The sequence below is a fragment of the Mesorhizobium qingshengii genome, from assembly GCF_027563465.1.
Lineage (GTDB): Bacteria > Pseudomonadota > Alphaproteobacteria > Rhizobiales > Rhizobiaceae > Mesorhizobium > Mesorhizobium qingshengii_A.
The window spans coordinates 26,569-50,339 of record NZ_JAPFQA010000027.1 but is presented as its reverse complement, the minus strand read 5'-3'; the positions used below and the strand labels follow the sequence as shown (position 1 = coordinate 50,339).

Genomic DNA, 23,771 nt, shown 5'->3' with positions numbered 1-23,771 from the left:
GACCCCGACAGCGAAAACGACGTCATATATTTGTTTGGCGCCATGATAGCTAAGCAGTTTTTGAAGGGCTATCGAGTTAGAGCTCTGTCTGGCTCGGCACGGTATGATGGCTTGCTTGACATTAATCACAGTGAAAGCACTGATTCATATAGTGATCCGCTTTCGCGCAGAGATGCGGAGAATACTGTTGATGGTCTTGGTAAGGTCCTTGAGTTTAAATATGCCTTTTCTGCGCTAATTGATGATTTTGAGAGTAAGAAGAAAAATCCGAGAGAGATTGATGTGGCGGTCGTGTGGACACTGCCGACACTTGGAGTTAACAGAGGGTCTATCGAATATTGCTACGCCGATAAGGAGGACGTTCGGCCAATCTATGGTGGAACGCACATTTGGCGAGACGAAAATGACACCTCAAGAATTCCAATAATTTGTCTCCAGCACGTCTGCGCTCTGCTGTCGAAAAGCCTGGAGTCGAAGGAAGGCAAGCCAGGATTTGGGACCGGCGTTTATGAGAAATTCTTGGAGGAAGATCGAGATCAATCGATATAAGCCATGGGAACGACCTATTCTGGCGAACATAGTTTAGGCAAAATATTCCTGCAGCGGCCTGACCTCCAGGCTCCCCGCCTTCAGCGCCGCGATCGCCTCGGCCACCGCGGCCGCGCCCGACAGCGTCGTGTAATAGGGCACCTTCTGCATCAGCGTGGCGCGGCGCAGCGACTTGGAGTCCGACACCGCCTTCTGGCCGTCCGTGGTGTTGAAGACGATCTGCACCTGGCGGTTGCGGATGGCGTCCTCGATGTGGGGGCGGCCTTCCAGCACCTTGTTGATCTTTTCGGCGACGACGTCGTTTTCGGCGAGGAAGCGTTGCGTGCCCGAGGTGGCGAGCACCTTAAAGCCGAGGCCGGCCAGGCGTTTGACCGCCGGCAATATGCCTTTCTTGTCCTCGTCGCGCACCGAGACGAACAGCGTGCCCGAGCGCGGCAGGTCGACGCCGGCCCCCAGCTGGCTCTTGGCGAAGGCGAGCGCGAAGTCGCGGTCGAGGCCCATGACCTCGCCGGTCGAGCGCATTTCCGGGCCGAGCAATATGTCGACGCCGGGGAAGCGGGCGAAGGGGAAGACGGCTTCCTTGACCGCGATGTGGCCGGGGTTCCTGGGGTCGGGCATGGCGCCGTAGTGGGCGAAGGCGTCTTCCAGCGTCTCGCCGGCCATGATGCGGGCGGCGATCTTCGCGATGGGACGGCCGATGGTCTTGGCGACGAAGGGCACGGTGCGCGAGGCACGCGGGTTGACCTCCAGCACATAGACCGTGCCGTCCTTGATCGCATATTGCACGTTCATCAACCCGCCGACATTGAGCGCGCGGGCAAGTGCGGCCGTCTGGCGTTCCAGCTCGTCGACCAGCTCCGAGGGCAGCGAGTGAACCGGCAGCGAGCAGGCACTGTCGCCTGAATGGATGCCGGCCTCCTCGATGTGTTCCAGGATGCCGGAGACGAAGGTCGACTTGCCGTCGCAGAGGCAGTCGACATCGACCTCGATGGCGCCTGACAGATAGGTGTCGAACAAAAGCGGGTTCTTGCCGAGCAGCGTGTTGATCTGGCCGGTCTTGTCGTTGGGGTATTTCTGCTTGATGTCCTCCGGCACCAGGCCGGGCACGGTGTCGAGCAGGTAGGACTGCAGCATGCTCTCGTCATGGATGATCTGCATGGCGCGGCCGCCCAGCACATAGGAGGGGCGCACCACCAGCGGGAAGCCGAGCTCGCCGGCGACGAGGCGGGCCTGCTCGACCGAATAGGCGATGCCGTTCTTCGGCTGGGTGAGGTTCAGCTTGTGCAGCAGCTTCTGGAAGCGGTCGCGGTCCTCGGCCAGATCGATCATGTCGGGCGAGGTGCCGAGGATCGGGATGCCGGCCTTCTCCAGCGCGTCGGCGAGCTTCAGCGGTGTCTGGCCGCCGAACTGGACGATGACGCCGACCAGCTCTCCCGACGCCTGTTCGGCGCGCAGGATCTCCAGCACGTCCTCCGCCGTCAGCGGCTCGAAATAGAGACGGTCGGAAGTGTCGTAGTCGGTCGACACGGTCTCCGGGTTGCAGTTGATCATGATGGCTTCATAGCCGGCGTCGCGCAGGGCGAAGGCGGCGTGGCAGCAGCAATAGTCGAACTCGATGCCCTGGCCGATGCGGTTGGGGCCGCCGCCGAGGATGACGACCTTCTTGCGCGACGAGACCTGCGCCTCGTTGGCGAGGGCGCCGGCGAACGGCACTTCATAGGTCGAGTACATGTAGGCGGTGGGCGAGGCGAACTCGGCCGCGCAGGTGTCGATGCGCTTGTAAACCGGATGAACGTCGAGCTTTTCGCGAATCTTCTGAATCACTTCGGCGTCGGTCCTCGTCAGCGACGCGAGGCGGGCATCGGAGAAGCCCATCGCCTTCAGCATGCGCAGGTTGACGGCGTCCTCGGGGATGCCGTGCTCGCGGATGCGGGCTTCCATGGCCAGGATGCCGGCGATCTGCTCGAGGAACCACGGGTCGATCTTGCACATGGCGTGCACGTCTTCCAGCGACGTGCCCATGCGGATCGCCTGCGCCACCATGCGCAGCCGGTCGGGCGTCGGCGTGCCCAGGGCGGCGCGGATCGCGTTGCGGTCGTCGGCATGGTTGGCCGCCATGGCACCGTGGCCGATGCCTGGGATCTCGATCTCGTCCAAACCCGTCAGGCCGGTTTCGAGGCCACGCAAAGCCTTCTGCAGCGATTCCTGGAAGGTGCGGCCGATGGCCATGACCTCGCCGACCGACTTCATGGCGGTGGTCAGCACCGGCTCGGCGCCGGGGAATTTCTCGAAGGCGAAACGCGGGATCTTGGTGACGACGTAATCGATCGACGGCTCGAAGGAAGCGGGCGTCGCGCCGCCGGTGATGTCGTTCTCCAGCTCGTCCAGCGTGTAGCCGACGGCGAGCTTCGCGGCGATCTTGGCGATCGGGAAACCGGTCGCCTTGGAGGCCAAGGCGGAGGAGCGCGAGACGCGCGGGTTCATCTCGATCACCACCAGCCGGCCATCGGCCGGGTTGACGGCGAACTGCACGTTGGAGCCGCCGGTCTCGACGCCGATCTCGCGCAGCACCGCGATCGAGGCGTTGCGCATCATCTGGTACTCTTTGTCGGTCAAGGTCAGCGCCGGGGCGACGGTGATCGAGTCGCCCGTGTGCACGCCCATCGGGTCGATGTTCTCGATCGAGCAGACGATGATGCAATTGTCCGCCTTGTCGCGGACGACCTCCATCTCGTACTCCTTCCAGCCGAGCACGCTTTCCTCGATCAGCACTTCGGTGGTCGGCGAGGCGTCGAGGCCGGACTGGACGATGTCGTAGAACTCGGCGCGGTTGTAGGCGATGCCGCCGCCGGTGCCGCCCATGGTGAAGGACGGGCGGATGATGGCGGGCAGGCCGACATGGTCGAGCGCCTGGGCGGCGATCGCCATGGCGTGGCTGATATAGCGCTGCTTGCGGTCGCCTTCGCCGAGGTTCCAGCGAGTCTCCAGCGCATCGAGCGCGGCGTCGAGGTTCTCGGGCTTCTCGGCCTTCAGCGCCGCGCGCTCGGCCTCATGCGTCTTGCGGTCGGCGTTCTTGACGTCGGTGGCGTTGGCCAGCATCGACTTCGGCGTTTCCAGCCCGATCTTCTTCATCGCCTCGCGAAACAGTGCGCGATCCTCGGCCTTGTCGATGGCCGTGGCGTCGGCGCCGATCATCTCGACATTGTAGCGGTCGAGCACGCCCATGCGGCGCAGCGACAAAGCGGTGTTGAGCGCGGTCTGGCCGCCCATGGTCGGCAGCAGCGCGTCGGGCCGTTCCTTGGCGATGATCTTGGCCACCACTTCAGGCGTGATCGGCTCGATGTAGGTGGCGTCGGCCAGTTCCGGGTCGGTCATGATGGTGGCCGGGTTGGAATTGACCAGGATAACGCGGAAGCCTTCTTCCTTCAGCGCCTTGCAGGCCTGGGTGCCGGAATAGTCGAACTCGCAGGCCTGGCCGATGACGATGGGGCCGGCCCCGATGATCAGGATCGACTTGATGTCGGTGCGTCTTGGCATGGCGTAGGTCCGTTCGGCGGGCGGCTTGCACAAAAAACCGGGACGGGAAGACCCGGCCGGTTGTGCTCGCGATTCTGGTATCAGGCTAGGAGGGCCTTATAGGGAAGAGTTCGCCCGATGTAACCCCGAAAATGCGAGCGGAGGCAGTGGGATTAGGCAGTAGGGATTGGGCAGTAGGCAGTAGGGCTTTTCAAGCGCCTTGAACGTACACCCCTACTGCCTATTGCCTACTGCCTAATCCCTAGCCTCCGAACGCCACCGCATCCGGGATCTCGAAGCGTTCGGACACGCCGACGCGGATCATGTTCAGGCTGCCCTCGCGGGTGAAGCGGAAATCGCCGTCCGCGTTCGAGCCGGCCGGCAGGCCGGCGGAGAAGGAGATGACGCGCGTGCCGCCATCGGGCCATGCCACGGTCACGTCGGCCTTGTCGGTGCCGTTGCGGGTGACGCTCGCTTCGCAGCGGGTCATCGGCTGGCCGACATAGCGCGCGCAGGGGATTTCCACGGCTCCGGAGGCAGGAGCGGCGGCATCCTGCGGCTGGGCTGGCGCGGGGTCCTGGATCTCTCCGGTCGGCGGGGTTTCGTTCGCCGCCAGCGCCAGGCCGTAGGCATCCTGCATGGCGGTGATGGCGGCGGATTTCGTCGGCGGTTCGGAGACGGCCTGCCCCTCGCCACCCAGCCGCGCCGAGAGGTCTGGCGGCAGTGCCGGCGCCGGCTGGGCAGAAGCCGCGGCGGCCCCGGCGGTGCCCTCGACATAGGTGGCCGGATTGAGGGGGATCAGGTAGCGCGCGGGCGCCCATCCGTTCAGCTTCGGGTTGTCGGTGGCCGCGATTTTGCACCATTTGTGGCCGTTGACGTCGTTGCAGCCGAGATTGGTGACGCTTGCGCCGGCGGCCAGGCGCATCTCGACCTTGGCGATCGCCGATGCGGCGACGCGGACATTGAGGAGATCGTCCGGCGCCAGGCCGGTCACGATGGAGATGACGATGTCCTGCGCTTCCTCGGCCAGCGCGGGGGCAGTGGCCGGCCATGCCGCCATCAGCAGCGGTGCGGCAATCAGCGCATGCAGGGTTGTTCGGAGCGTAACTGTGCGCCTCATCATGTGGCCGTGCGCTGATACCCAAGACACCATGCGGCGGCAGGGCCGAGCCCGCCACATGCCTGGCCGGTTTTATAAGGGACGACGCGCCGCCATGTAAGCCGGAAAATTCAGGGGTCTGTGTCGGTCCGGCCTGAACCGGATCAGCGCTGGGGGCATGAACGCAAGGGCGTTCAGCCTGGGCGGCATGAACGCAAGTGCGTTCAGCTTGGCATGAAACAGGTTTCAGCCGGGCATGAGCTTCGCTCAGCCTTGGGGGGCATGAATGCAAGGGCATTCAGCCCGGCATGAACCCCGTCCTGAGGGCGTGCGCCCATTCCGGCCGTCCCGCCTGTTCGGCCTGGCGCGCCGCGGCTTCATGGTCGTAGTCGACGGCGATGGCATCGAAGCGGTCGGGCTGGCCGGCGCCACTCAATGTGACGATGCCATAGCGCGCATGCGGCGAGCCTTGCTCGGAAACATGCGCCGGGGGCGTCGCATCGTCATAGGCGGGGCAACCGATGCTGCCCGGATTGAAGATGGTGGGGCCGTCGGGGACGCGGATCAGCTCCGCGCGGTGGCTGTGGCCGCACAGCGCGATGCGGCAGGCGGGGTCGAGCGCCTTCAGCCGCCGGCGGATCGCCGCCAGCGGCGCGCGCACCAACTGGCCGTCGACGACCGCGTCGGCGAGGTATTTCTCGTCATGGTCGGGACGGGCGTGGAAGGCGACGACGCCGGGCGCGATCTCCAAGGTGAGGGGCTGTGTGAAAAGCACCTGGCGCTGCGCCTCTGTCAGCCGCTCCTGCGCGTAGGCGTCGGACGCCCACATGGTCTCGTCGGCTGGATCGGCGGCGACGCGGCGGTCATGGTTGCCGCGCACCGTCGGCAGGTTGAGCGCCCGCAGCCGCTCGAACGTCTCGCGCGGCCACAGCGGGCCCGAAACGCTGTCGCCGAGATTGACGCTCAGCTCGGCACCGCCGCGCCGCCGCAGATCCTCAAGCACGGCGTCCAGCGCCAGCACATTGCCGTGGATGTCGGCGAGGACGGCGATGCGCATGCGGGGAGCTCCGTGGGGTGAGGCACCGTTTCCTCGCCCCCGCAAAGCGGGGGAGAGGTGGCCGCGAAGCGGACGGAGAGGGGGCCTTTCGCACGCGGCGCGTTGAAGAAAAATGAAGCTTCTTTGAAGGGGTGAGGGGCGTCAAGATCCCCCTCTCCGTCTCGGCTTCGCCGAGCCACCTCTCCCCCACTTTCGTGGGGGCGAGGAACCCAGGTTCTGCGAGACCCGCTCCTACGATTGGCGGTTCCGGTGCCGTCAGGCAGAAATCTCGATGTCGTGGCCGCCGACCGCCGGCAGCGCCGGGTCGTCTCCGGCGGCGGCGATGACACTGTCGAGCAGGCCGGGGAAGCGGGCGTCGAGGTCGGCGCGGCGCAGCGTGATCATCCGGCTGGTGCCCACCACTTCGGCGCGGGTGACGCCGGCCTCGCGCAATTTGGCGAGGTGATAGCTCAGATTGGTCTTCGAGCCGAGATCGAGGAACTGGCTGCAGTTCAGCGGCACGCCTTCCTTGCTGGCGAGATAGCGCACGATCGCCAGGCGCGTCGGGTCGCCGAGCACGCCGAGCACAATGGGCAGGCTGATCTGGTCGGTATTGGGGTGAGGCAAGGTCATGGCTGGAACCTAAGCACAGTTCCGGCCGATTTCAACGCGTCTGTCCCGCCGTGGCCGTACACACCGTTTCTCCGTTCCGCGATCCATGCTGACACAGGGCTGTCAGGACGGTTCAGCTATTTTCCCCCGGCTTCATTGACAACATGCCCTGTTATGTCCAATTGTTCAATAACTTTTGAACTAAGGACATCAGCCATGGACAAGCGCCTCTTCTGGCTTGCGCTCGGATCGTTCACGATCTCGACCGAAGGCTTCGTCATCTCCAGCCTTCTGCCCGACATCGCCCGGGATGCCGGCATTTCCATTCCGCTGGCCGGCACGCTGATCACGGCCTTCGCGCTCGCCTATGCGGTCGGCACGCCGATCCTGGCGACGCTGACCGGCGAATGGGACCGGCGCCGCGTCATCCTGTGGACGCTGGTGTTCTTCGTCATCGGCAACGTTGCCGCCGCCTTGAGCTCATCCTTCGAAGTGCTGCTGGCAGCGCGCATCGTCATGGCGCTGTCGTCGGGTCTGTTCGCGACGACCGCGCAGGGCACGGCGGTGGCGCTTGTCGATGACCACCACCGGGCGCGTGCCATCGCCGTCGTCGTCGGCGGCACCACGGTGGCCGTCGCCGTCGGCGCGCCGCTCGGTGCGCTGGTTGCGACGATCGCCGGCTGGCGCGGTACGTTCTACGCAATCGCCGGGCTCGGCGCGCTCGCCGGCGCCATCCTGTGGTACCGGCTGCCGCGCGGCATTGTCGGCACCAGGCTGCCGCTCGGGCGGCGGCTTGCCGCGGCCACCCGTCCCGGCGTGATGCCGATCCTCCTGACGACATTGCTGGCGCTGACCGGCGCCTTCACCGTCTTTGCCTATGTCGCGCCGCTTGCCATCGAGGGCGGCGGGCTCAGCCAGATCGCGCTGCCCGGCATGCTGCTCGCCTTCGGCGTCGGCGCCGTCATCGGCAACATTGCCGGCGGCCAGGCCGCCGACCGTTTCGGCGCCACCCGCACCGTCGGCTGGTCGCTGACGCTGAGCGCCGCCATGCTGGTGATGCTCTCGGTCATCCCGACCTTCCTGCCGGCCCATATTGCCGGGCCGGCGCTGATGGCGATGATGGTGCCATGGGGCATCGTCGGCTGGGCGTTCCCGCCGGCGCAGGCCAGCCGCATCATCAAGCTGGCGCCAGATGCGGCCCCGATCGTGCTGTCGCTCAACGGCTCGGCGCTCTATCTCGGCGTGGCGCTGGGCGCCGTGGTTGGTGGCGCTGTGCTGCGCTACGGCGCGCCGGCCGATCTCGGCCTTGTCGCCGCGGCCTTCCCGATCGTCGGGCTTGGCATCGTGCTCGCCGGCCGGATGCTGGCGAGGCCGGTGGCCATGCCGGCGGAATAGGTCTGTCTGCGATGCCGGCCGGCTCAGCCAGCCGGCGGCAGATCGAAATCCAGCGCGGCGATGCCGTCCAGCGCCGCGCGCAGGCTTGTCGCCTGATCCTTGCCGACCACATCCTCGAAACGCTGCTGGGCGACGTGCCAGAGCTTCATCACCTCATCGAGCTTGACCAGGCCCCGAGGCGTCAGCCGCACCCGCTTGATGCGGCGGTCGTCGGGGTCGGCGAAGGTCTCGACATAGCCGTCGCGGATCAGCGGCTTCAGCGTGTGGCCAAGCGCCGACAGGTCCATGATCAGCGAAGAGGCAATGGCACCCATGGCCGGCTCGTCGCCGATGTGGATCTGATAAAGCAGGCCCTGCTGCGTGGCCTTGAGCCCCGAGGGTGCCAGCACATCATCGTAGAACTGGCCGAGCTTGCGCGCCGCGCGCCGCAGCATGGCGTTGTTGCAGAGGGTCAGTCCGGGCAGGGCGTTTTTCGACATGATGTGTCCTTGGCGACGGCAAAACGATCTCCGTCAGCTACCCCTCAAATAATCTTCCTTTCGACCATTGACAAGATAGTGGCATATGCCTACTTCGGTTATAGTGGTATATGCCACTAAATGAGATAATGCGGCTTTGCCGGCAAGGCGAGGGCGATTGCCCACGGTGCCGGCGGCCAGGCAAGTCAATCGAAGAAGGAACAGGACAATGAGTGGACAGGAAAACAAGGGCACGGCGGTTGTCACCGGAGCCTCGTCGGGCATCGGCGCGGTCTATGCGGACCGGCTGGCGGGGCAGGGCTATGATCTGGTGCTGGTGGCGCGGCGCGCCGACCGGCTCGAGGAACTGGCGGAGAAGCTGCGTTATGCATACGGCCACAAGGTCGGCGTGATCAGCGCCGATCTCGCCGACGACAATGACGTCCGCCGCGTCGAGCAGGCCATCGCCGCCGACGACAGCGTGACGCTACTGGTCAACAATGCCGGCCTTGGCGGTGCGCAAGTGGTCGCGACGGCAGACGCCGATGTCGCCGAGCGCATGATCAAGGTCAATGTCATCGCCTTGACGCGGCTGACCCGCGCAGTGTTGCCCGGCCTGATCGCACGCAATCGCGGCGCCATCGTCAACATCGCCTCGGTGCTCGCCTTCGACACCTCGTTCGGCGGCATCTACAGCGGCACCAAGGCCTATGTCGTCAATTTCACCGAGGCCCTGCAGCGCGAAGTCGCGGGCACCGAGGTGACGGTGCAGGTGGTGCTGCCGGGGGCCACCCGGACCGATTTCTGGGAAGCCGCCGGAAGCGACATCAACAACGTTCCGCAGGAGATCGTCATGAGTGCCGACGATCTGGTCGACGCCGCACTTGTCGGCCTGGCCAGGGGCGAAGCCGTGACCGCGCCCGGGCTTGCCGATGCGGCCAAGCTGGATGCCTTCCTTGGCGCCAGGCAGGGCTTTTTCGGCAGCCTGCACGCCAACAAGCCGGCGGCGCGCTACGCGGCTTGAGAGCTAGGGCTGGTTCGCTTCGCGAACCAGAACCCCACCCCGCCGCTTAGCAGCGACTTGCCGGGGCGAGCCACGGGTCTTGCCCGTCCTTCGGACCCCCACAAGGGGGAGGGTGAGGACCGCGATTCCCTCGGGGCGGGAAGGGCGCCTCCACCTCCCCCTTGTGGGGAGGTCGGACCGTAGGTCCGGGTGGGGGTACTGTGGGAAAGTAGTTACCTCTACGCGGACCGCCACATCGGAATGATCGAGGCGGCCAGCACCAGCGCCAGTACGATGTTGAGCGCGCGCCATTGCCACTCGGTCTTGAGCAGGCGGGCAAGCAGCATGCCGGCCACGCACCACAGCGACAGGGATGCGGCGGCGGCGAGCCCGAAAGTGGCGCCGAGCAGCAGCGCAAGCTGCAGCGGGCCGCTGGCGAGAGCCGCGAACGAGGCCGCCGCGCCCAGCCCCATCGCCCAGCCCTTGGGGTTCATCCATTGAATGCCGGCGCCGCCGAGGAAGCTGTTCGGCCCGGCCATGGTCACGTCCAGATTGGGTGGGCCGCTGCGGCCGATCCTGATCGCCAGCCAGACGAGATAGAGCGAGCCGGCGATCTTCATCGCCAGCTGCAGCGAAGGCACGGCAAGCAGCAGGCCGGCGAGCCCGGCGGCGGCGGCGCCTGTCACCGTGGCGAGGCCGGCGGCGCTGCCGACCAGCAAGGGAACGGAACGGCGAAAGCCGAACTGGGCGCCGGATGCCGTCGACAATGTCGTTGCGATGCCTGGCGTGGTGGTGGCAACGACGGCAAACAGAACGAGGGGGGTGATGGGCTCGAGCATGCGGCTTCCTCTAAAGCGCGTCGAGGCGCTTTAAGTCTTTGTTTTTATGCTTGTCGTTCTCCCAAAACCGCTACGCGCTTTTGGGCGACATGCATTAGCGAAGAGTAGCATCGTAGCCGCGCGCGAACTTCAGTAAATGCAATGTTTGCCATGTTTGGCATTAGAGATCATAATGCAAACCATGATCCGAAACCTCGACATGACGCTGATCCGCACCTTCGTGACCGTCGCCGACAAGGCCAGCATGACGGCGGCCGCCAACGCGCTGCACCTGACGCAAGGCGCCGTCAGCCAGCAGGTCAAGCGGCTGGAGGAGGCGCTCGGCTCGAGCCTGTTCGAGCGCGACCGGCGCGGCTTGCGGCTGACGCATGCCGGCGAACGGCTGTTCGGCAAGGGCAAGCGCCTGCTTGGCCTCAATGACGAGATCTGGGCCGAGATGGCGGGAACGCCAGTGGCCGGCCAGGTGCGCCTCGGCGTGCCTTATGACCTTGTCGGCACCTTGCTGGCGCCGGTGTTGAAGACCTATGCCGAGACCTATCCGCAGGTCGAGATATCGCTGATCTGCGCCTCGTCGCCAGAGCTTGCGGCGGCACTTGCGGCCGGAACCATCGACCTCGCTGTGATCGAGGAGCGCGTCGGGCCCTCTGCCGGTGAGTGCCTGGCCATAGACCGGCTGGTCTGGGTCGGCGCCAAGGGCGGCGTTGCCCGCGCCAAGCGGCCGCTGCCCGTCTCGATCGTCGCTGACACCTGCGCCTTCCGGCCAGCGGTGCTGTCGGCGCTCAGCGAGCATGGGCTGGAATGGCGCACCGTGTTCGAGAACGGCAACATCGACGCAACGACGGCGACTGTCCGCTCGGACCTCGCCGTCACCACCTGGCTGGCGTCCACCGTGCCGGCCGATCTCGACATCTTGCCTCTCGAGTCCGGGCTGCCGCCGCTGCCGAATTTCGCCATCAATTTGCATTTGCCAAGGCATGGTGTCGGCCCCGCCGCGCAGGAATTCGCGCGCCACATCCGCGACGGGCTGGCGCGGCGGCCGGTGGCGGCTTGAGACCAAGCAGACCTTGGGTTCCTCTCCCCCGTCGATCGGGGGAGAGGTGTCGAGCGAAGCTCGACGGAGTGGGGGTCGATCTTTTTCCGCCTGATTGCCCCTGCCTGAGTCTTCTTGCCCGCTTGGTTCAGCCTTACGGCGGTGCGTTGGCGAATGGCTTCCCCCACTCCGTCGCTGCTTCGCAGCGCCACCTCTCCCCCCTTCGGAGGGAGAGGAAAGGTGCCAAGGCCGTCCAGCTACCTCCAGGTCTTCCGCCGCTCGAGCTCGGCGTCGGACGGCTCGCCCGTGACAAAGGAGCCGACCTCGATCTCGCCTGATCGTTCGTAGGTCGCCATGATGACGCCGGTGCTGGAAGTCCGCGACTTGACAAGCTTGAAGGCGGCCGGCATCGCGGCATCGCCGAACAGCCGCTTGCCCTTGCCCAGCAACAGCGGGAAGATCATCAGCCGGATCTCGTCGATCAGCCCGTTGGCGAGCAGGGTCTGGATCAGATTGCCCGACCCCTGGATGAGCAAGTCAGGTCCATCTTCCTGCTTGAGGCGGCGCAACGCCGCGACGATATCCGGCCCAAGCGATTGCGTGTTCTGCCAGGTGAGCGTATCCGGCCGATGCGTCGCCACATATTTGGTCGCAGGGTTGAAGGCATCGGCGATCGGATCTTTCTGATACGGCCAGTACGCGGCGAAGATGTCGTAAGTTCTACGGCCGAGCAGCAGGGCGAAGGGTTTGGAGAAGAGTTCATCCATTGCCGCGCCCGCCACGTCGTCAAAGTAATGGAACGTCCAGCCGCCGAACTTGAAGCCGCCGACCGGATCCTCTTGCGGACCGCCCGGCGCCTGCATGACGCCGTCGAGGCTGACGAATGTCGCGGCGATGATCTTTCTCATTCCAGTGCTCCCGTTTCTTCAATCCACGCCGTTGGGGCAGGACTTCAGCCCAAGGACGGGCGACCGCTCACTGGTCCGACAACGCATGCGGACTTTTTGACAATGAAAGTGAGGCAGTAGAGGGACTGGAACTCAGCCGACCCCGAACATGGTATCGTAGAGCAGCTTGAAGTTGAGCACCAGGATGATGGTGGCGACCACCCAAGCGAGTGCGGCAACGCCGCGCGGAATGGCGAGGTTGCCCATCTTCTTCCTGTCGGACACGAACTGCACCAGCGGGATGACCGCGAAGGGCAGCTGCATCGACAGGATGACCTGGCTGAACACCAGCAGTTGGCCGGTTCCCTTTTCGCCATAGAGCGCGGTGACGACCACCACCGGGACGATGGCGATGCCGCGTGTCAGAAGCCGGCGTGCCCAGTTGGGGATGCGCAGGCGCAGGAACCCTTCCATGACGATCTGGCCGGCCAGTGTCGCCGTCACCGTCGAATTCAGGCCGGAGGCCAGCAGCGCCACGGCGAACAGGATCGAGGCGATGCCGAGGCCAAGCAGCGGCGACAGCAACTCGAAGGCCTGGCCGATTTCGGCGACATCCTGGTGGCCGGTGCCGTGGAAGGCGACCGCCGAGACGATCAGGATCGAGGCGTTGACGAACAGCGCCAGCATCAGGGCGATGGTCGAGTCCGTCGTTGCCCATTTGATGGCGTCGCGCTTGCCCTTGTCGGTGCGTTCATAGGCACGGGTCTGCACGATCGAGGAGTGCAAATAGAGATTGTGCGGCATGACGGTGGCGCCGATGATGCCGATGGCGATGTAGAGCATCGCCGGATTGGTGAGGATCTCCGATGACGGCACAAACATGGCATGCAGGATCGAGCCGGCCGGCGGCGCGGCGAAAAAGATCTGGATGGCGAAGCAGCTGAAGATGATGATCAAAAGCGCGACGACGAAGGCTTCGAGGTAGCGAAACCCCTTATTCATCAGGAGCAGCACCAGGAAGGCGTCGAGCGCCGTCAGCATGGCGCCGCCGACCAACGGAATGCCGAACAGGAGCTGCAGTGCGATCGCGGTACCGATGACCTCGGCCAGGTCGCACGCGATGATGGCCAGTTCGCAGGCGATCCACAGCACGAAATTGACGGGGCGGGGATAGTAGGCACGGCAGGCCTGGGCGAGGTCGCGGCCGGTGGCGATGCCAAGCCGCGCCGCCAGCGCCTGCAACAGGATCGCCATCAGGTTGGACAGCATGATGATGAACAGCAGCGTGTAGCCAAACTGGGCACCGCCGGCGAGGTCGGTCGCCCAGTTGCCCGGATCCATATAGCCTACCGAGACCATGTAGCCCGGCCCCATGAAGGCGAACAGGCGGCGGAACCAGGCGCCCGAACTCGGCACGGCGATGGAGGAATTGACCTCGCGCAGGCTGGGTTGGTCGTCGTCCTCAGGCCTGGCAAACTGCCATGTGGATCGGGAGGCTTCGGCTTCGGACATGAAAGAGCGCTTTCCGCGAGACTGGTCGATACTGCCGTAAGCTATGTCGCGGCTCAACATTATGCAATATGCTATATTTCATTGTCGGTGCTTTTTATCCGACGCTTGACCGAGGTGCGAAGGGGCAATCGGAAACGCCGGTTGCACCCGAGGCGGAATGCAAATAAACGGCCTGAAGAATCAGAGCCCGTGCTATAAATGCATGGAGGCCAAGCCCCCAGGAGGAGCGCGCATTGGCGCTGAAGAACAGACCGGTCCCGCGCGAAAAGCCGCTGCCTGACGCCGATGTTCATTCGGAGGGATTCAGGCACACGCGCGAAGCGCGTCGCAGTGCGCTGGTCGAGGACTATGTCGAGCTGATCGCCGACCTGATCGAGGACGGCAACGAGGCGCGCCAGGTCGATATCGCTGCCCGGCTCGGTGTCGCCCAGCCGACTGTGGCCAAGATGCTGACGCGACTGTGCGCCGACGGGCTGGTTTCGAGAAAACCCTATCGCGGCGTGTTCCTGACCGATGCCGGCCGCAAGGTCGCGGAGGAGAGCCGCATCCGCCATCAGACGGTGGAGGCCTTCCTGCGTTCGCTCGGCGTCAGCGCCGAGACGGCGCGCATCGATGCCGAGGGTATCGAGCACCATGTCAGCGCCGAGACGCTGGAAGCGTTTCGCAAGGCGATGACGTCGCCGCGCTGAACCTCGCCAGCCGCCGAATTTCCCAAACGACAAGCCACCGGAACCGCTGCTCGTTACATGCGTTGCTCCTGACATCGCGCAATTGTCGCGCGGCAACGGAGGAAGCAATGGGCGTTGAACAGGCACCGACCGCGAAGGGCAAGCAGGCAGCCAAGGGATTGAAACAGGCGGCGGCGAAGGACGAGCGCAAGACCGAGGCCGAGACCGGCCATCCGCTGAAGAAGGGCGCCGCGCGTTTCGAGGAACGCTCGAAAAGCTCCGACGGCAAGAGCGCCGGCGCCAAACAGAAGGGCTGAGCGGTCTTTTCAACGAGCTGGAGGCTGTCCAAACAAGCCGTCTGCCTTGAGGTCGTCACTGTGCCTTTGATCGACGATGACACCCGCAGATCATGGCCGTCGGGCGCTTGGCCCACCTCCGCTATGGCTTCGGGCGTTCGAGCCCTTTGAAAGGTCCACTGGACCTTTCAATTTGCCTACGGCAAAGCGTTCTCTCACTCCCTGACATCCTGCACCCAGCTGCGCGGGTGGCCGTCGACGCGGAACTGGAAGATGAAATAGGGCGGGATGCAGGTGCCTTCACCCGGTTTCGCCTGCGGCAGGTCGTCGTAGCCCGCGGTGCAGATATAGTCCTCACGGCAGGGATGCGCCTTGTCGCAGGCGCGCAGGCCGGCGGTCTTGGTGAATTCCTTGGTGCAATATTTGTGGTCCTTGCCGGAGGCAACGCAGTCGTTGAAGCCGGTCTTGGCGAGCCGGCCGCACGTCGCTTCGTCGGGAAGCTTGTCGCAGCTTGCCTTGCGCAGCATGCCGCCGGGAAAGCCGCCGGTCTTCTGTTGCGGATTGTCGTAGCGCTGGCGCGCGGCACCGTAACCGGCAAGCTTCACCACGGGCTTCTTGTCGCGCGCCGGATCGATGGCGCAGTCCTTGGCGGTGGCCGGCGACAGGCGGCAATATTTGTCGTTGCCCCAGCTCGACATCCTGATCTCGCCGAACTCGACTGGATCGCCGACCGCCGTGCCGGCCTCGCTGACGCAGGTGCCGAAGCCCGGATGGATGGCGCTCTCGTGCACGCCGGCGCAGCGCAGTCCGACGCCGCAGGTCCAGTCCTTGAAGCTCAAATCCTCGCCCCGATAGCAGATCGAGCCCCAGCCATTGTAGAGGTCGGTGCCTTTCAGCGCCTCGGCATATTTCTGGTCAGGGCGGGCGGCGAAGCCGCGCGTGAAATCCGGGTGGCCGCCGGCGGCGAACTGCTCGACGATGGCGCGCCGGCGCGGCAGGTCGGCGAAGAAGACGGCCGAGCCCGGCACGAAGACGGCATTGCGGCGCGGCTCGCTGGCGGGGTCGGCGCCGGCGTAGTGGAAGCCGGCAATGCCATGCGTCTGGTGGCAGCCGGTGCAACTCATCTCGTTGAGCCGCAATTCGAAGCCGGCCACCGACTTGATGGTGGCGAGCGTGTTGCCCCTGGCGACGTAGTCCTTCAGCGCCTTGTCGATATCGGCGTTGTCGACCAGCCCGTAGGCGATGTTGTTCTGCGACCGGCCCAGCCCGCCGGGCGCGACCGAGACAGCGCTTTTGGCCAGGAACTTCTCATCGATCACCAACCGGCCGTGGTCGAGGTCGTAGATGTTGCGGTCGGTGAGCAGCCATCTGGCGAAGGACGGCTTGTCGGCCAGCACGATTGCCCGGTCGATCTGGTTTTCCATCCTCGATTCATGGAAGCTCGAAGTGGCCGGATTCCATTTGAAGATCTTCAGCAGGTACTCGGCATGGCCGCCGAAATCGCGCCGCGTCGAGGCCGACAGGCGCAGCACCTGCATGTTGAGTTCGAGCCGCATGATCTGCGACGCGTTCAGCATGGCGCCGGACAACGGCCCTTCGCCGGAGCGCAGCCAGGCGGCAAGCTGTTCGGGCGGCAGGTCCTTTTGACCGGCGGCCAGCCAGCGCTTGGCGATTTCGGCGCAGGACACGTCCGTTGCGCGCGGCAGGTCCTTCGAGGCGCGGGTTTCTGCTTGTGTGGGCTTGGCATTGAAAACAAGGCTCATGGTCAGCGGCAGGCGCGAGGAGATGCGCTGCGTCCCCTTTCCATTGGCTGCCTTTCCCGCGACCGAATAATGGAAGCGGTAGACCAGCCGGATCTCGCCGCATTCGGTATGGCCGAGATAGCCGCGATCCATGCGGTTGACGACGCCGGTCAGGTCCAGCGTCGAGCCGTCGTCATCGATGTATTTTGGATCGAACTTCTGGCTGGTGTCGTTCGACTTCGCCATTGCCGCGACATAGGGGTCGGGGCTGGTCTTGGGTTCATCGAGGATCTGCTGCTTGACGCTGTCGCGCACCGTGGCCAGCGCCGGCACCGAAAACAGGCCACGATTGTCGACGTCGCGGGTGAGGCCGAGGGCGGGCCCGAGCAGGCGGCTGATCGACAGGCCGCCACGCTCCAGCGCCTGCAAGGTGGCGGGATCGGTGACGGCGACGCTGGAATCAAGCGTCACCGCGCCAGCGGCCCGCAAGCCCAGGCAGCTCAATGCCAGCAAGAACATCATCCGGCCGATCGTTCGCAAGCGCCCTCGTCCCTCCGTTCGCAGGCGATGCTACAGGCCTTCCCTGGGCTCGGCCAGAGCGGTGAAGCCCGCATGCCAGCAACACCCAAGCCGCGAAAAATGCTGTGACTTGGCGCAACCATTGGGATAATTGTTTGTTGGGTTGAACCGGCCTTGCCGGAACGATTGGGAAGTTCGCAGCGCGAGGAGTTGCCATGCTCTGGAGAGGCCGTCGTCAGAGTGACAATATCGAGGACGACCGCAGCGACAGCGGCGGCGGTATCGGCGGCGGCCCCGGTCAGTTCCGCATCCCGATCGGCGGCCGTGCCGGCGGCGGTGGCAGCATCTTCCTCGTCATCCTGGTGGTGCTTGCCGGCTGGTATTTCGGCTTTGATCCGTCGACGATCCTGGGCGGTGGCGATGGCGGGCTGGCGCCGGGCGGCGGTGGCCAGATCACCGACAACAGCGGCGGCCAGGACAGCGGCGCGGGCACGCCTGCCAACGACGAGATGAAGCAGTTCGTGGCCACCGTGCTGGCCGAGACCGAAGACACCTGGACCGGCATTTTCAAGTCGCAAGGCTTGACCTATGAGGACCCGAAGCTGGTGCTGTTCAGCGACCAGGTTCGTTCGGCCTGCGGCTTTGCCTCCGCGGCTGCCGGACCGTTCTATTGTCCGGGCGACCACAAGGTCTATCTCGACATGACCTTCTTCCAGCAGCTCGACCAGCAGTTCGGCGCTTCGGGCGAGTTCGCGCGGGCCTATGTGGTCGCGCATGAGGTCGGCCACCACGTGCAGAACCTGACCGGCATCATGTCCAAGTTCAACCAGATGCGGCAAGGCATGAGCGAAGCCGATGCCAACCAGCTGTCGGTGCGCATCGAGCTCCAGGCCGACTGTTTCGCCGGCGTGTGGGCGCACTACACCGCACAGAAGGGCATATTGGAGCAGGGCGACATCGAAAGCGCGCTGAACGCCGCCAAGCAGATCGGCGACGACACGCTGCAGAAGAAGACGCAGGGCTATGTCGTGCCGGAAAGCTTCAACCACGGCACCTCGCAGCAGCGGCAGACCTGGCTGGCGCGCGGCTACAAGAGCGGCAAGCTTTCGGACTGCAATACGCTGAGCGGCCCGATCTGAGGAGACTGTCTGGAAATTCTACTCTGGCGGCCATCTAGCGGCGTTTTCTGCGCTTCCGGTGCTCACGGACCAAACGTCCGCTGCGCTCCGGTTCTCGAAACCACCACTATATGGCTCGCCGGAGCGAATCTCGAAACAGTCTCGGGCGCGCGTTTCCCAACGCTGATCTGATGGCAAAGACGCCGTCAGGGAGAGTCAGGATCAACGATTCCTGTCTGTTCCCTTATTGTTCCCCGCGGTGGGCTCGCCTATAAGGTGCGTCCGCCTGCGCCCCAGGGCGAGCAGAGGAGCCGTCATGATCGATCCCAAAACCGCCAGGCGGGGCCTTGCGCTCGTTTTCACCACGCTGCTGCTCGACATCATCGGCTTCGGCATCATCATGCCGGTGCTGCCGGCCTATCTCAGGGAGTTGACCGGCGTCGGCATCAGCGCGGCGGCGATCGAAGGCGGCTGGCTGTTCTTCGTCTATGCGGCGATGCAGTTCTTTTTCGCGCCCGTCATGGGCGGGTTGAGCGACCGGTTCGGACGGCGGCCGATCCTGCTCGCCTCCGTGCTGACATTCGCTATCGACAATCTGATCTGCGCCGTCGCCTGGTCCTATTGGATGCTGTTCATCGGGCGCGTGCTGGCCGGCATTTCGGGCGCCAGCTATTCGACGACATCGGCCTTCATCGCCGACATCTCGACCGATGAGAACCGGGCGAAGAACTTCGGCCTGCTCGGCATCGCTTTTGGCGTCGGCTTCGTCATCGGGCCGGTTCTGGGCGGGCTGCTCGGCACGTTCGGGCCGCGCGTGCCGTTCTACTTCGCCGCCGGCCTTGCCTTCGTGAACTTCCTGATCGCGCTGTTATTCCTGCCGGAAACGCTTGACGACAAGCACCGGCGCCGCTTCGAATGGAAACGCGCCAATCCGGTCGGCACGCTTCTCCAGATGCGCCAGTATGAAGGCATTGGCTGGATCGGGCTTGTCTTCTTCCTGATGACGCTCGGGCACATGATGTACCCGGCGGTGTGGTCGTTCGTCTCCAGCTACCGTTATGGTTGGAACCAGCAGCAGATCGGCTTCTCGCTCGGTGCCTTCGGCCTGTGCGGGGCGATCGTCATGGCGACGGTCCTGCCGCGCGTGATCCCCAGGCTTGGCGAGTGGAAGACGGCGGCAATCGGTCTCGCTTTCACGGCGCTCAGCGCCTTCGGCTACGCCTTCGCGTCACAAGGCTGGATGATCTATGCGGTGATCGTCATCGGCTGTCTCGAAGCGCTGGCCGACCCGCCACTCAGGAGTCTGGCCGCAGCCAAGGTGCCGCCTTCGGCGCAGGGCGAACTGCAGGGCGCGATGACCTCGATCTTCTCGATCACCTCGATCATCACGCCGCTGCTCTACACGGCGATCTTTTCCTGGTTCACGGGGCCGAACGCGCCGGCCGTGTTCGGCGGCGCGCCCTATCTCGTCGGCGCATGCTTCCTGATGCTGGCGCTTGTGGTCTTCGTCACGAAAGTGGCCAGGCCGGCGGCGCTCGGAAATGTCACGACTGGCGTGGCGAACGACGGGGCACAGATATGAGCCGTGCTGGCAGGCAGATGAGGGCAAGCGCTAACAGATCGAGTTAAGCCCGTTCCGCCAGCAATTCCTCGCCGCGCTTTTCGCGGATCAGGTTGACGAAGCGGCGGAACAGATAGTGCGAATCCTGCGGGCCGGGCGAGGCCTCGGGGTGATGCTGGACCGAGAACACCGGACGGCCGGTGAGCGCGATGCCGCAGTTCGAGCCGTCGAACAGCGAGACGTGGGTTTCCTCGACGCCCTCGGGCAGCGAGTCGGCGTCGACGGCAAAGCCGTGGTTCATCGAGACGATCTCGACCTTGCCCGTCGTGTGGTCCTTGACCGGATGGTTGGCGCCATGATGGCCCTGATGCATCTTGGCGGTCTTGCCGCCCAGCGCCAGCGCCAGCATCTGGTGGCCGAGGCAGATGCCGAACACCGGGATGTCGGTCTTGAGCAGGTCCTGGATGACCGGCACGGCATAGTCGCCGGTGGCTTCCGGATCGCCGGGGCCGTTGGACAGGAAGATGCCATCCGGCACCATGGCGAGGATCTCCTCGGCGCCGGTGCTGGCCGGCACCACGGTGACCTTGGCGCCGAGGCCGGCGAGCAGGCGCAATATGTTGCGCTTGACGCCATAATCGATGGCCACGACATGCATGGACGGCTCGGCCTGTTCGCCAAAGCCCTCGTTCCAAACCCATGGCGTCTCGCGCCATACGGAAGATTGGCCCGAGGTGACCTCCTTGGCGAGATCGAGGCCGATCAGGCCCGACCATGCGGCAGCGCGCCGCTTCAGATCGTCGAGGTCGAACACGCCGTCGGGCGCATGCGCGATGACGGCGTTGGGCATGCCCTTTTCGCGGATCAGCGCGGTCAGCGCGCGGGTGTCGATGCCAGACAGGGCGACGATGCCGCGCTTCTTCAGCCACTGGTCGAGACCGGTGCCGGCGCGATAGTTGGAGGGGTTGGTGACATCGGCCTTGAACACCGCGCCGACGGCGCCGGCACGCGCGGCCGGATTGAGATCCTCGATGTCCTCGTCATTGGTGCCGATGTTGCCGATATGCGGGAATGTGAAGGTGACGATCTGGCCGGCATAGGACGGGTCGGTGAGGATTTCCTGATAGCCGGTCAGCGCCGTGTTGAAGCAGACTTCGGCGACGGCGGAGCCGGTGGCGCCCAGGCCGCGACCCTCGATGACGGTGCCGTCGGCCAGCACCAAAAGGGCGGTCGGTTTCTCGGTGGCCCATGCGGGGGTCGACGCGGGGGTCGACGCGGCGGTCATCGTGGCCATGGCGGCACTCCTATCAGGCTGCGCGCTTCAGCCGGCCCGGCGGGCCATCCGCGCAGCAAACGGCGCAAGGCAGCGATTTCGCAGCCCCCACGCATCCAAGGTTCAGTTCATGCAAGGCCCAGTACATAGGGGAAGGGGGCAGAGCGGTCAATGATGATGCGAAATAGGATTTGGATTTATTTCATCAAGCAATATCAGAGGCTTGCCCGGCAACATCAGGGTTTGCGTTGGCTTGCCCCCGGCGCTATTGTCCGCGCCGATCGAAGGAGAAAGCACCATGCGCGGAAAAATCGCCGAATCCCTGAAGAGCGCGATGAAGGCGCAGGACAAGCACCGGTTGCCGACGCTGCGGCTGATCCAGGCCGCCATTCACGACCGCGATATCGCCAATCGCGGTGCCGGCAAGCAGCCGGCCAGCGACGAGGAGATCCTGCAGATCCTGGCCAGGATGGTGAAGCAGCGCGAGGAATCGGCCAAGGCATTCGACGACGGCAAGCGGCCTGAGCTGGCCGCGCAGGAACGCGGCGAGATGGAGATCATCCGCGACTTCCTGCCGACGCAACTCGACGATGCCGCAATAGCGGCAGCCGCACGCGAGGCGATCTCGGCGACGGGAGCCGCCAGCCAGAAGGACATGGGCAAGGTGATCGCCGCGCTGAAGCAGAAATATGCCGGCCAGATGGATTTTGGCAAGGCGAGCGGCATCGTCAAAGGTCTGTTGCAGTAGGACGATTTCCCGACCCCTGTGGGGATGCTCAGAAATCTGACTCAAAACCAAAGTAGTCTGACTCGGAATCCGCAAAAGCCTGACTCATTGGCCTAATTGCAGCGCGGAGCACTTTTTTCCACACTGGATGTAACTGGCGATGGGGTCCGAAGGACCCCATTTTTCACTTTTCGAGGCGGAGATTCTCCCGCGCCCTACGGGTTCTCGCCTCGTAGACTGAAGGCTCATTATGTGTGAGTACTGTGTTTTGGCCTTAAGTTGCGTAGCTGACAAAGAAGATCGTCTGTAAGGATTTGATCACCTTCAACGGTTAAGAAAGAGCGCTCTGGAGAAGGATAGCGCTCGATGTTTACTTGGACAGGTGTTCTCGATCGACCCTCTTATGCATGGCGAGCGGCTATTGCGATCGTATTCCTTATCGGAACAGTCTTTCTTTTCCCATTCCTTTTGAAGGTGATTGCGACGGCTTCACACTGTCAAATAGATACATGCGGCGCCGTCTCTCTCGTTGCTTCCACCGCGCTACGCCCTCTTTTCTTTGTTGGCGCCTTGGCGGTTATCCTGAGCGCATGTATCCGTAGGGCACGTGATGCGGGGTTGCGCCCATGGATGGGGGCGTTCCCACCACTCATGTTGGTCGGCGACCAGGGCTTCCTGCAACATGCAGGGTCAGGGTGGGCGTATCCGTTCTCGGCGGGCATCCTGTCATTTCATGCACCGATCTATGCTCTGTTTGGGTTGGTCCTTGTCGGTCTGCTCGGCTTCCCGTCACGTTATGTCCTTCGCTATGGAGGAAATCGTGTCCTGGACAATGCGATAGGACTCTTGGCGGGATGGTTGTCGTTTGCCGCCGCGTTGCGCGCAAGTGGCTTTCCACCATTCGGCCTTACGGAACTGCCAGTTCAGATCACGGCTCGGCTATTCTTGTTCCTGTTCTACGCGCCATACACGATGCCGATCTTTCTCGCTTTGGCGGTCTACCGGGTTTGGCGGTCGCATCTGATTGCTCCCGCTACGCCGTCGGCGATATCCGTTTCGGCGGGGGAAGCGCCGAACCTCTGGCAGCCGAAGCGTGCCGCAGTCATCGGCATGATTGCGGCGCTCGCTGTTTTCTTCTGGTCGCTCTCGACAAAAGGCCAAATGAGCGGTCAGCTCTTGCCGATCTTGCTCGCGGTTTACGCGCTGCCGATCTTGATGCCAACATTCCTTCTCTACACCGGAGTCGTGGTATCGGTTTTGCGGCTCACGGCAAAACGAGACCTGATCGCTGTCGCGGCACTACTGGTCGCCTTGATCCCATTTGGCCTGTGGGCAGCGTCGTTCTCTTCGGTTCAGGCGGCCAAAGCGCGTGAAAAGGCTGCCGTTGCTGCCATTTCCAAGGTCACGCTCCCGGCAAAGGTCAACGGTGTGGTCATTGAAGGCGACGACTGGTCATTGATCAATTGCGCCCGGATCCGCGTTCTTTCAAGCGACCGTGAGGTCGGCGATGTCCTGACGCGCGGACAAAGCAAGAGCGCGTATCTCCGGTTCACGCGCGCGGCAGCAGGATCGCCAATCAATCAGGGCCAGGCGGCTGACACAGCGCCGCCTGATTATGTCCTCATTCGATTGCCGCGCCAGCCGCAATTTCTTAAGGACAGTCGAGTCGGCCAGGATATCGCATCGCCAGCGGTGGAAGTCTACGCGGTCGATCCGGGTGGCACACACCTCGTCGCTGCGACCTATACTGCCATTAATCGGCCTCCGGTTTTTCCACCCCTGTTGACCACTCATGGTTGGTATCGGCCTGAAAATTTGGCAACCACACAAGAGTCGTGCGAGAGCGTCGGCGATTTCATCCAACACGCGTTGCTCGAAAAATTGTCGGCTGACCCTGCCTGAGCGTTTCAGGACTTAAATAGCTGTTCACG

At 64.2% G+C, this 23,771-nt stretch carries 20 protein-coding genes; 10 read left to right on the top strand and 10 right to left on the bottom strand.

Annotated features, from left to right (window positions below; all coding sequences use genetic code 11):
• Nucleotides 1-549, top strand: a 549-nt coding sequence (locus OOJ09_RS30165) for a hypothetical protein (RefSeq protein ID WP_269908703.1), incomplete at its 5' end; no start/stop codon positions are given.
• Nucleotides 550-582: 33 nt separating this feature from the next.
• Here OOJ09_RS30165 and carB read toward each other — a convergent pair.
• From carB to OOJ09_RS30145, 4 genes are all read right to left on the bottom strand, one after another.
• On the bottom strand, nucleotides 583-4,086 hold the full coding sequence (gene carB / locus OOJ09_RS30160) for a carbamoyl-phosphate synthase large subunit (RefSeq protein WP_269908702.1): 3,504 nt from the start codon (nucleotides 4,084-4,086) through the stop codon (nucleotides 583-585).
• Nucleotides 4,087-4,327: 241 nt separating this feature from the next.
• Entirely contained in the window at nucleotides 4,328-5,185 is an 858-nt protein-coding gene (locus OOJ09_RS30155; protein ID WP_333474502.1) for an SH3 domain-containing protein, read from the bottom strand.
• 277 nt (nucleotides 5,186-5,462) lie between these two features.
• Entirely contained in the window at nucleotides 5,463-6,221 is a 759-nt protein-coding gene (locus tag OOJ09_RS30150; RefSeq protein WP_269908700.1) for a metallophosphoesterase family protein, read from the bottom strand.
• Between the two features lie 255 nt (nucleotides 6,222-6,476).
• Nucleotides 6,477-6,833: an ArsR/SmtB family transcription factor gene (locus OOJ09_RS30145; RefSeq protein WP_091579340.1), complete on the bottom strand. Its 357-nt coding sequence runs from the start codon at nucleotides 6,831-6,833 to the stop codon at nucleotides 6,477-6,479.
• Nucleotides 6,834-7,028: 195 nt separating this feature from the next.
• Here OOJ09_RS30145 and OOJ09_RS30140 point away from each other — a divergent pair, with 195 nt between their 5' ends.
• Complete coding sequence (locus tag OOJ09_RS30140) at nucleotides 7,029-8,207, top strand: MFS transporter (RefSeq protein WP_269908699.1); 1,179 nt, start codon at nucleotides 7,029-7,031, stop codon at nucleotides 8,205-8,207.
• A 23-nt stretch (nucleotides 8,208-8,230) separates the two neighbouring features.
• Here the strand turns inward: OOJ09_RS30140 and OOJ09_RS30135 are convergent, their stop codons facing one another.
• The gene (locus tag OOJ09_RS30135) at nucleotides 8,231-8,686 is read right to left on the bottom strand and encodes a MarR family winged helix-turn-helix transcriptional regulator (protein WP_269908698.1); all 456 of its coding nucleotides are present in this window, start codon (nucleotides 8,684-8,686) and stop codon (nucleotides 8,231-8,233) included.
• 208 nt (nucleotides 8,687-8,894) lie between these two features.
• Between OOJ09_RS30135 and OOJ09_RS30130 the strand changes: the two genes are divergently transcribed.
• Complete coding sequence (locus OOJ09_RS30130; RefSeq protein WP_269908697.1) at nucleotides 8,895-9,689, top strand: SDR family NAD(P)-dependent oxidoreductase; 795 nt, start codon at nucleotides 8,895-8,897, stop codon at nucleotides 9,687-9,689.
• 218 nt (nucleotides 9,690-9,907) lie between these two features.
• Here OOJ09_RS30130 and OOJ09_RS30125 read toward each other — a convergent pair whose 3' ends face one another.
• Nucleotides 9,908-10,507: a LysE family translocator gene (locus tag OOJ09_RS30125; RefSeq protein ID WP_269908696.1), complete on the bottom strand. Its 600-nt coding sequence runs from the start codon at nucleotides 10,505-10,507 to the stop codon at nucleotides 9,908-9,910.
• 181 nt (nucleotides 10,508-10,688) lie between these two features.
• Between OOJ09_RS30125 and OOJ09_RS30120 the strand changes: the two genes are divergently transcribed.
• Nucleotides 10,689-11,558 (top strand): LysR family transcriptional regulator, encoded by an 870-nt coding sequence (locus tag OOJ09_RS30120; RefSeq protein ID WP_269908705.1) that lies wholly within the window; start codon nucleotides 10,689-10,691, stop codon nucleotides 11,556-11,558.
• 236 nt (nucleotides 11,559-11,794) lie between these two features.
• Here OOJ09_RS30120 and OOJ09_RS30115 read toward each other — a convergent pair whose 3' ends face one another.
• Entirely contained in the window at nucleotides 11,795-12,445 is a 651-nt protein-coding gene (locus OOJ09_RS30115) for a dihydrofolate reductase family protein (RefSeq protein ID WP_269908695.1), read from the bottom strand.
• 132 nt (nucleotides 12,446-12,577) lie between these two features.
• Nucleotides 12,578-13,936 (bottom strand): Nramp family divalent metal transporter, encoded by a 1,359-nt coding sequence (locus OOJ09_RS30110; protein ID WP_269908694.1) that lies wholly within the window; start codon nucleotides 13,934-13,936, stop codon nucleotides 12,578-12,580.
• Nucleotides 13,937-14,169: 233 nt separating this feature from the next.
• Here OOJ09_RS30110 and mntR point away from each other — a divergent pair, with 233 nt between their 5' ends.
• Together mntR and OOJ09_RS30100 are read left to right on the top strand one after the other, a co-directional pair.
• Nucleotides 14,170-14,625, top strand: a complete 456-nt coding sequence (gene mntR / locus OOJ09_RS30105) for a manganese-binding transcriptional regulator MntR (protein WP_269908693.1) — start codon at nucleotides 14,170-14,172, stop codon at nucleotides 14,623-14,625.
• 107 nt (nucleotides 14,626-14,732) lie between these two features.
• The gene (locus OOJ09_RS30100) at nucleotides 14,733-14,921 is read left to right on the top strand and encodes a hypothetical protein (protein WP_140774647.1); all 189 of its coding nucleotides are present in this window, start codon (nucleotides 14,733-14,735) and stop codon (nucleotides 14,919-14,921) included.
• Nucleotides 14,922-15,115: 194 nt separating this feature from the next.
• Here the strand turns inward: OOJ09_RS30100 and OOJ09_RS30095 are convergent, their stop codons facing one another.
• Nucleotides 15,116-17,164, bottom strand: coding sequence for a hypothetical protein (locus OOJ09_RS30095; RefSeq protein ID WP_269908692.1), 2,049 nt, complete (start codon nucleotides 17,162-17,164; stop codon nucleotides 15,116-15,118).
• 212 nt (nucleotides 17,165-17,376) lie between these two features.
• Here OOJ09_RS30095 and OOJ09_RS30090 point away from each other — a divergent pair, with 212 nt between their 5' ends.
• Both OOJ09_RS30090 and OOJ09_RS30085 read left to right on the top strand, forming a co-directional pair.
• A complete protein-coding gene (locus tag OOJ09_RS30090; RefSeq protein ID WP_269908691.1) occupies nucleotides 17,377-18,300 on the top strand; it encodes a neutral zinc metallopeptidase in 924 nt (307 codons plus the stop codon).
• A 295-nt stretch (nucleotides 18,301-18,595) separates the two neighbouring features.
• Entirely contained in the window at nucleotides 18,596-19,861 is a 1,266-nt protein-coding gene (locus OOJ09_RS30085) for a TCR/Tet family MFS transporter (protein WP_269908690.1), read from the top strand.
• A 43-nt stretch (nucleotides 19,862-19,904) separates the two neighbouring features.
• Here the strand turns inward: OOJ09_RS30085 and carA are convergent, their stop codons facing one another.
• Entirely contained in the window at nucleotides 19,905-21,134 is a 1,230-nt protein-coding gene (carA, locus tag OOJ09_RS30080) for a glutamine-hydrolyzing carbamoyl-phosphate synthase small subunit (protein WP_269908689.1), read from the bottom strand.
• Between the two features lie 277 nt (nucleotides 21,135-21,411).
• Here carA and OOJ09_RS30075 point away from each other — a divergent pair, with 277 nt between their 5' ends.
• Both OOJ09_RS30075 and OOJ09_RS30070 read left to right on the top strand, forming a co-directional pair.
• Nucleotides 21,412-21,861: a GatB/YqeY domain-containing protein gene (locus tag OOJ09_RS30075; protein ID WP_269908688.1), complete on the top strand. Its 450-nt coding sequence runs from the start codon at nucleotides 21,412-21,414 to the stop codon at nucleotides 21,859-21,861.
• Between the two features lie 630 nt (nucleotides 21,862-22,491).
• Nucleotides 22,492-23,742: a hypothetical protein gene (locus tag OOJ09_RS30070; protein WP_269908687.1), complete on the top strand. Its 1,251-nt coding sequence runs from the start codon at nucleotides 22,492-22,494 to the stop codon at nucleotides 23,740-23,742.
• The last annotated feature ends 29 nt before the right edge of the window (nucleotides 23,743-23,771 follow it).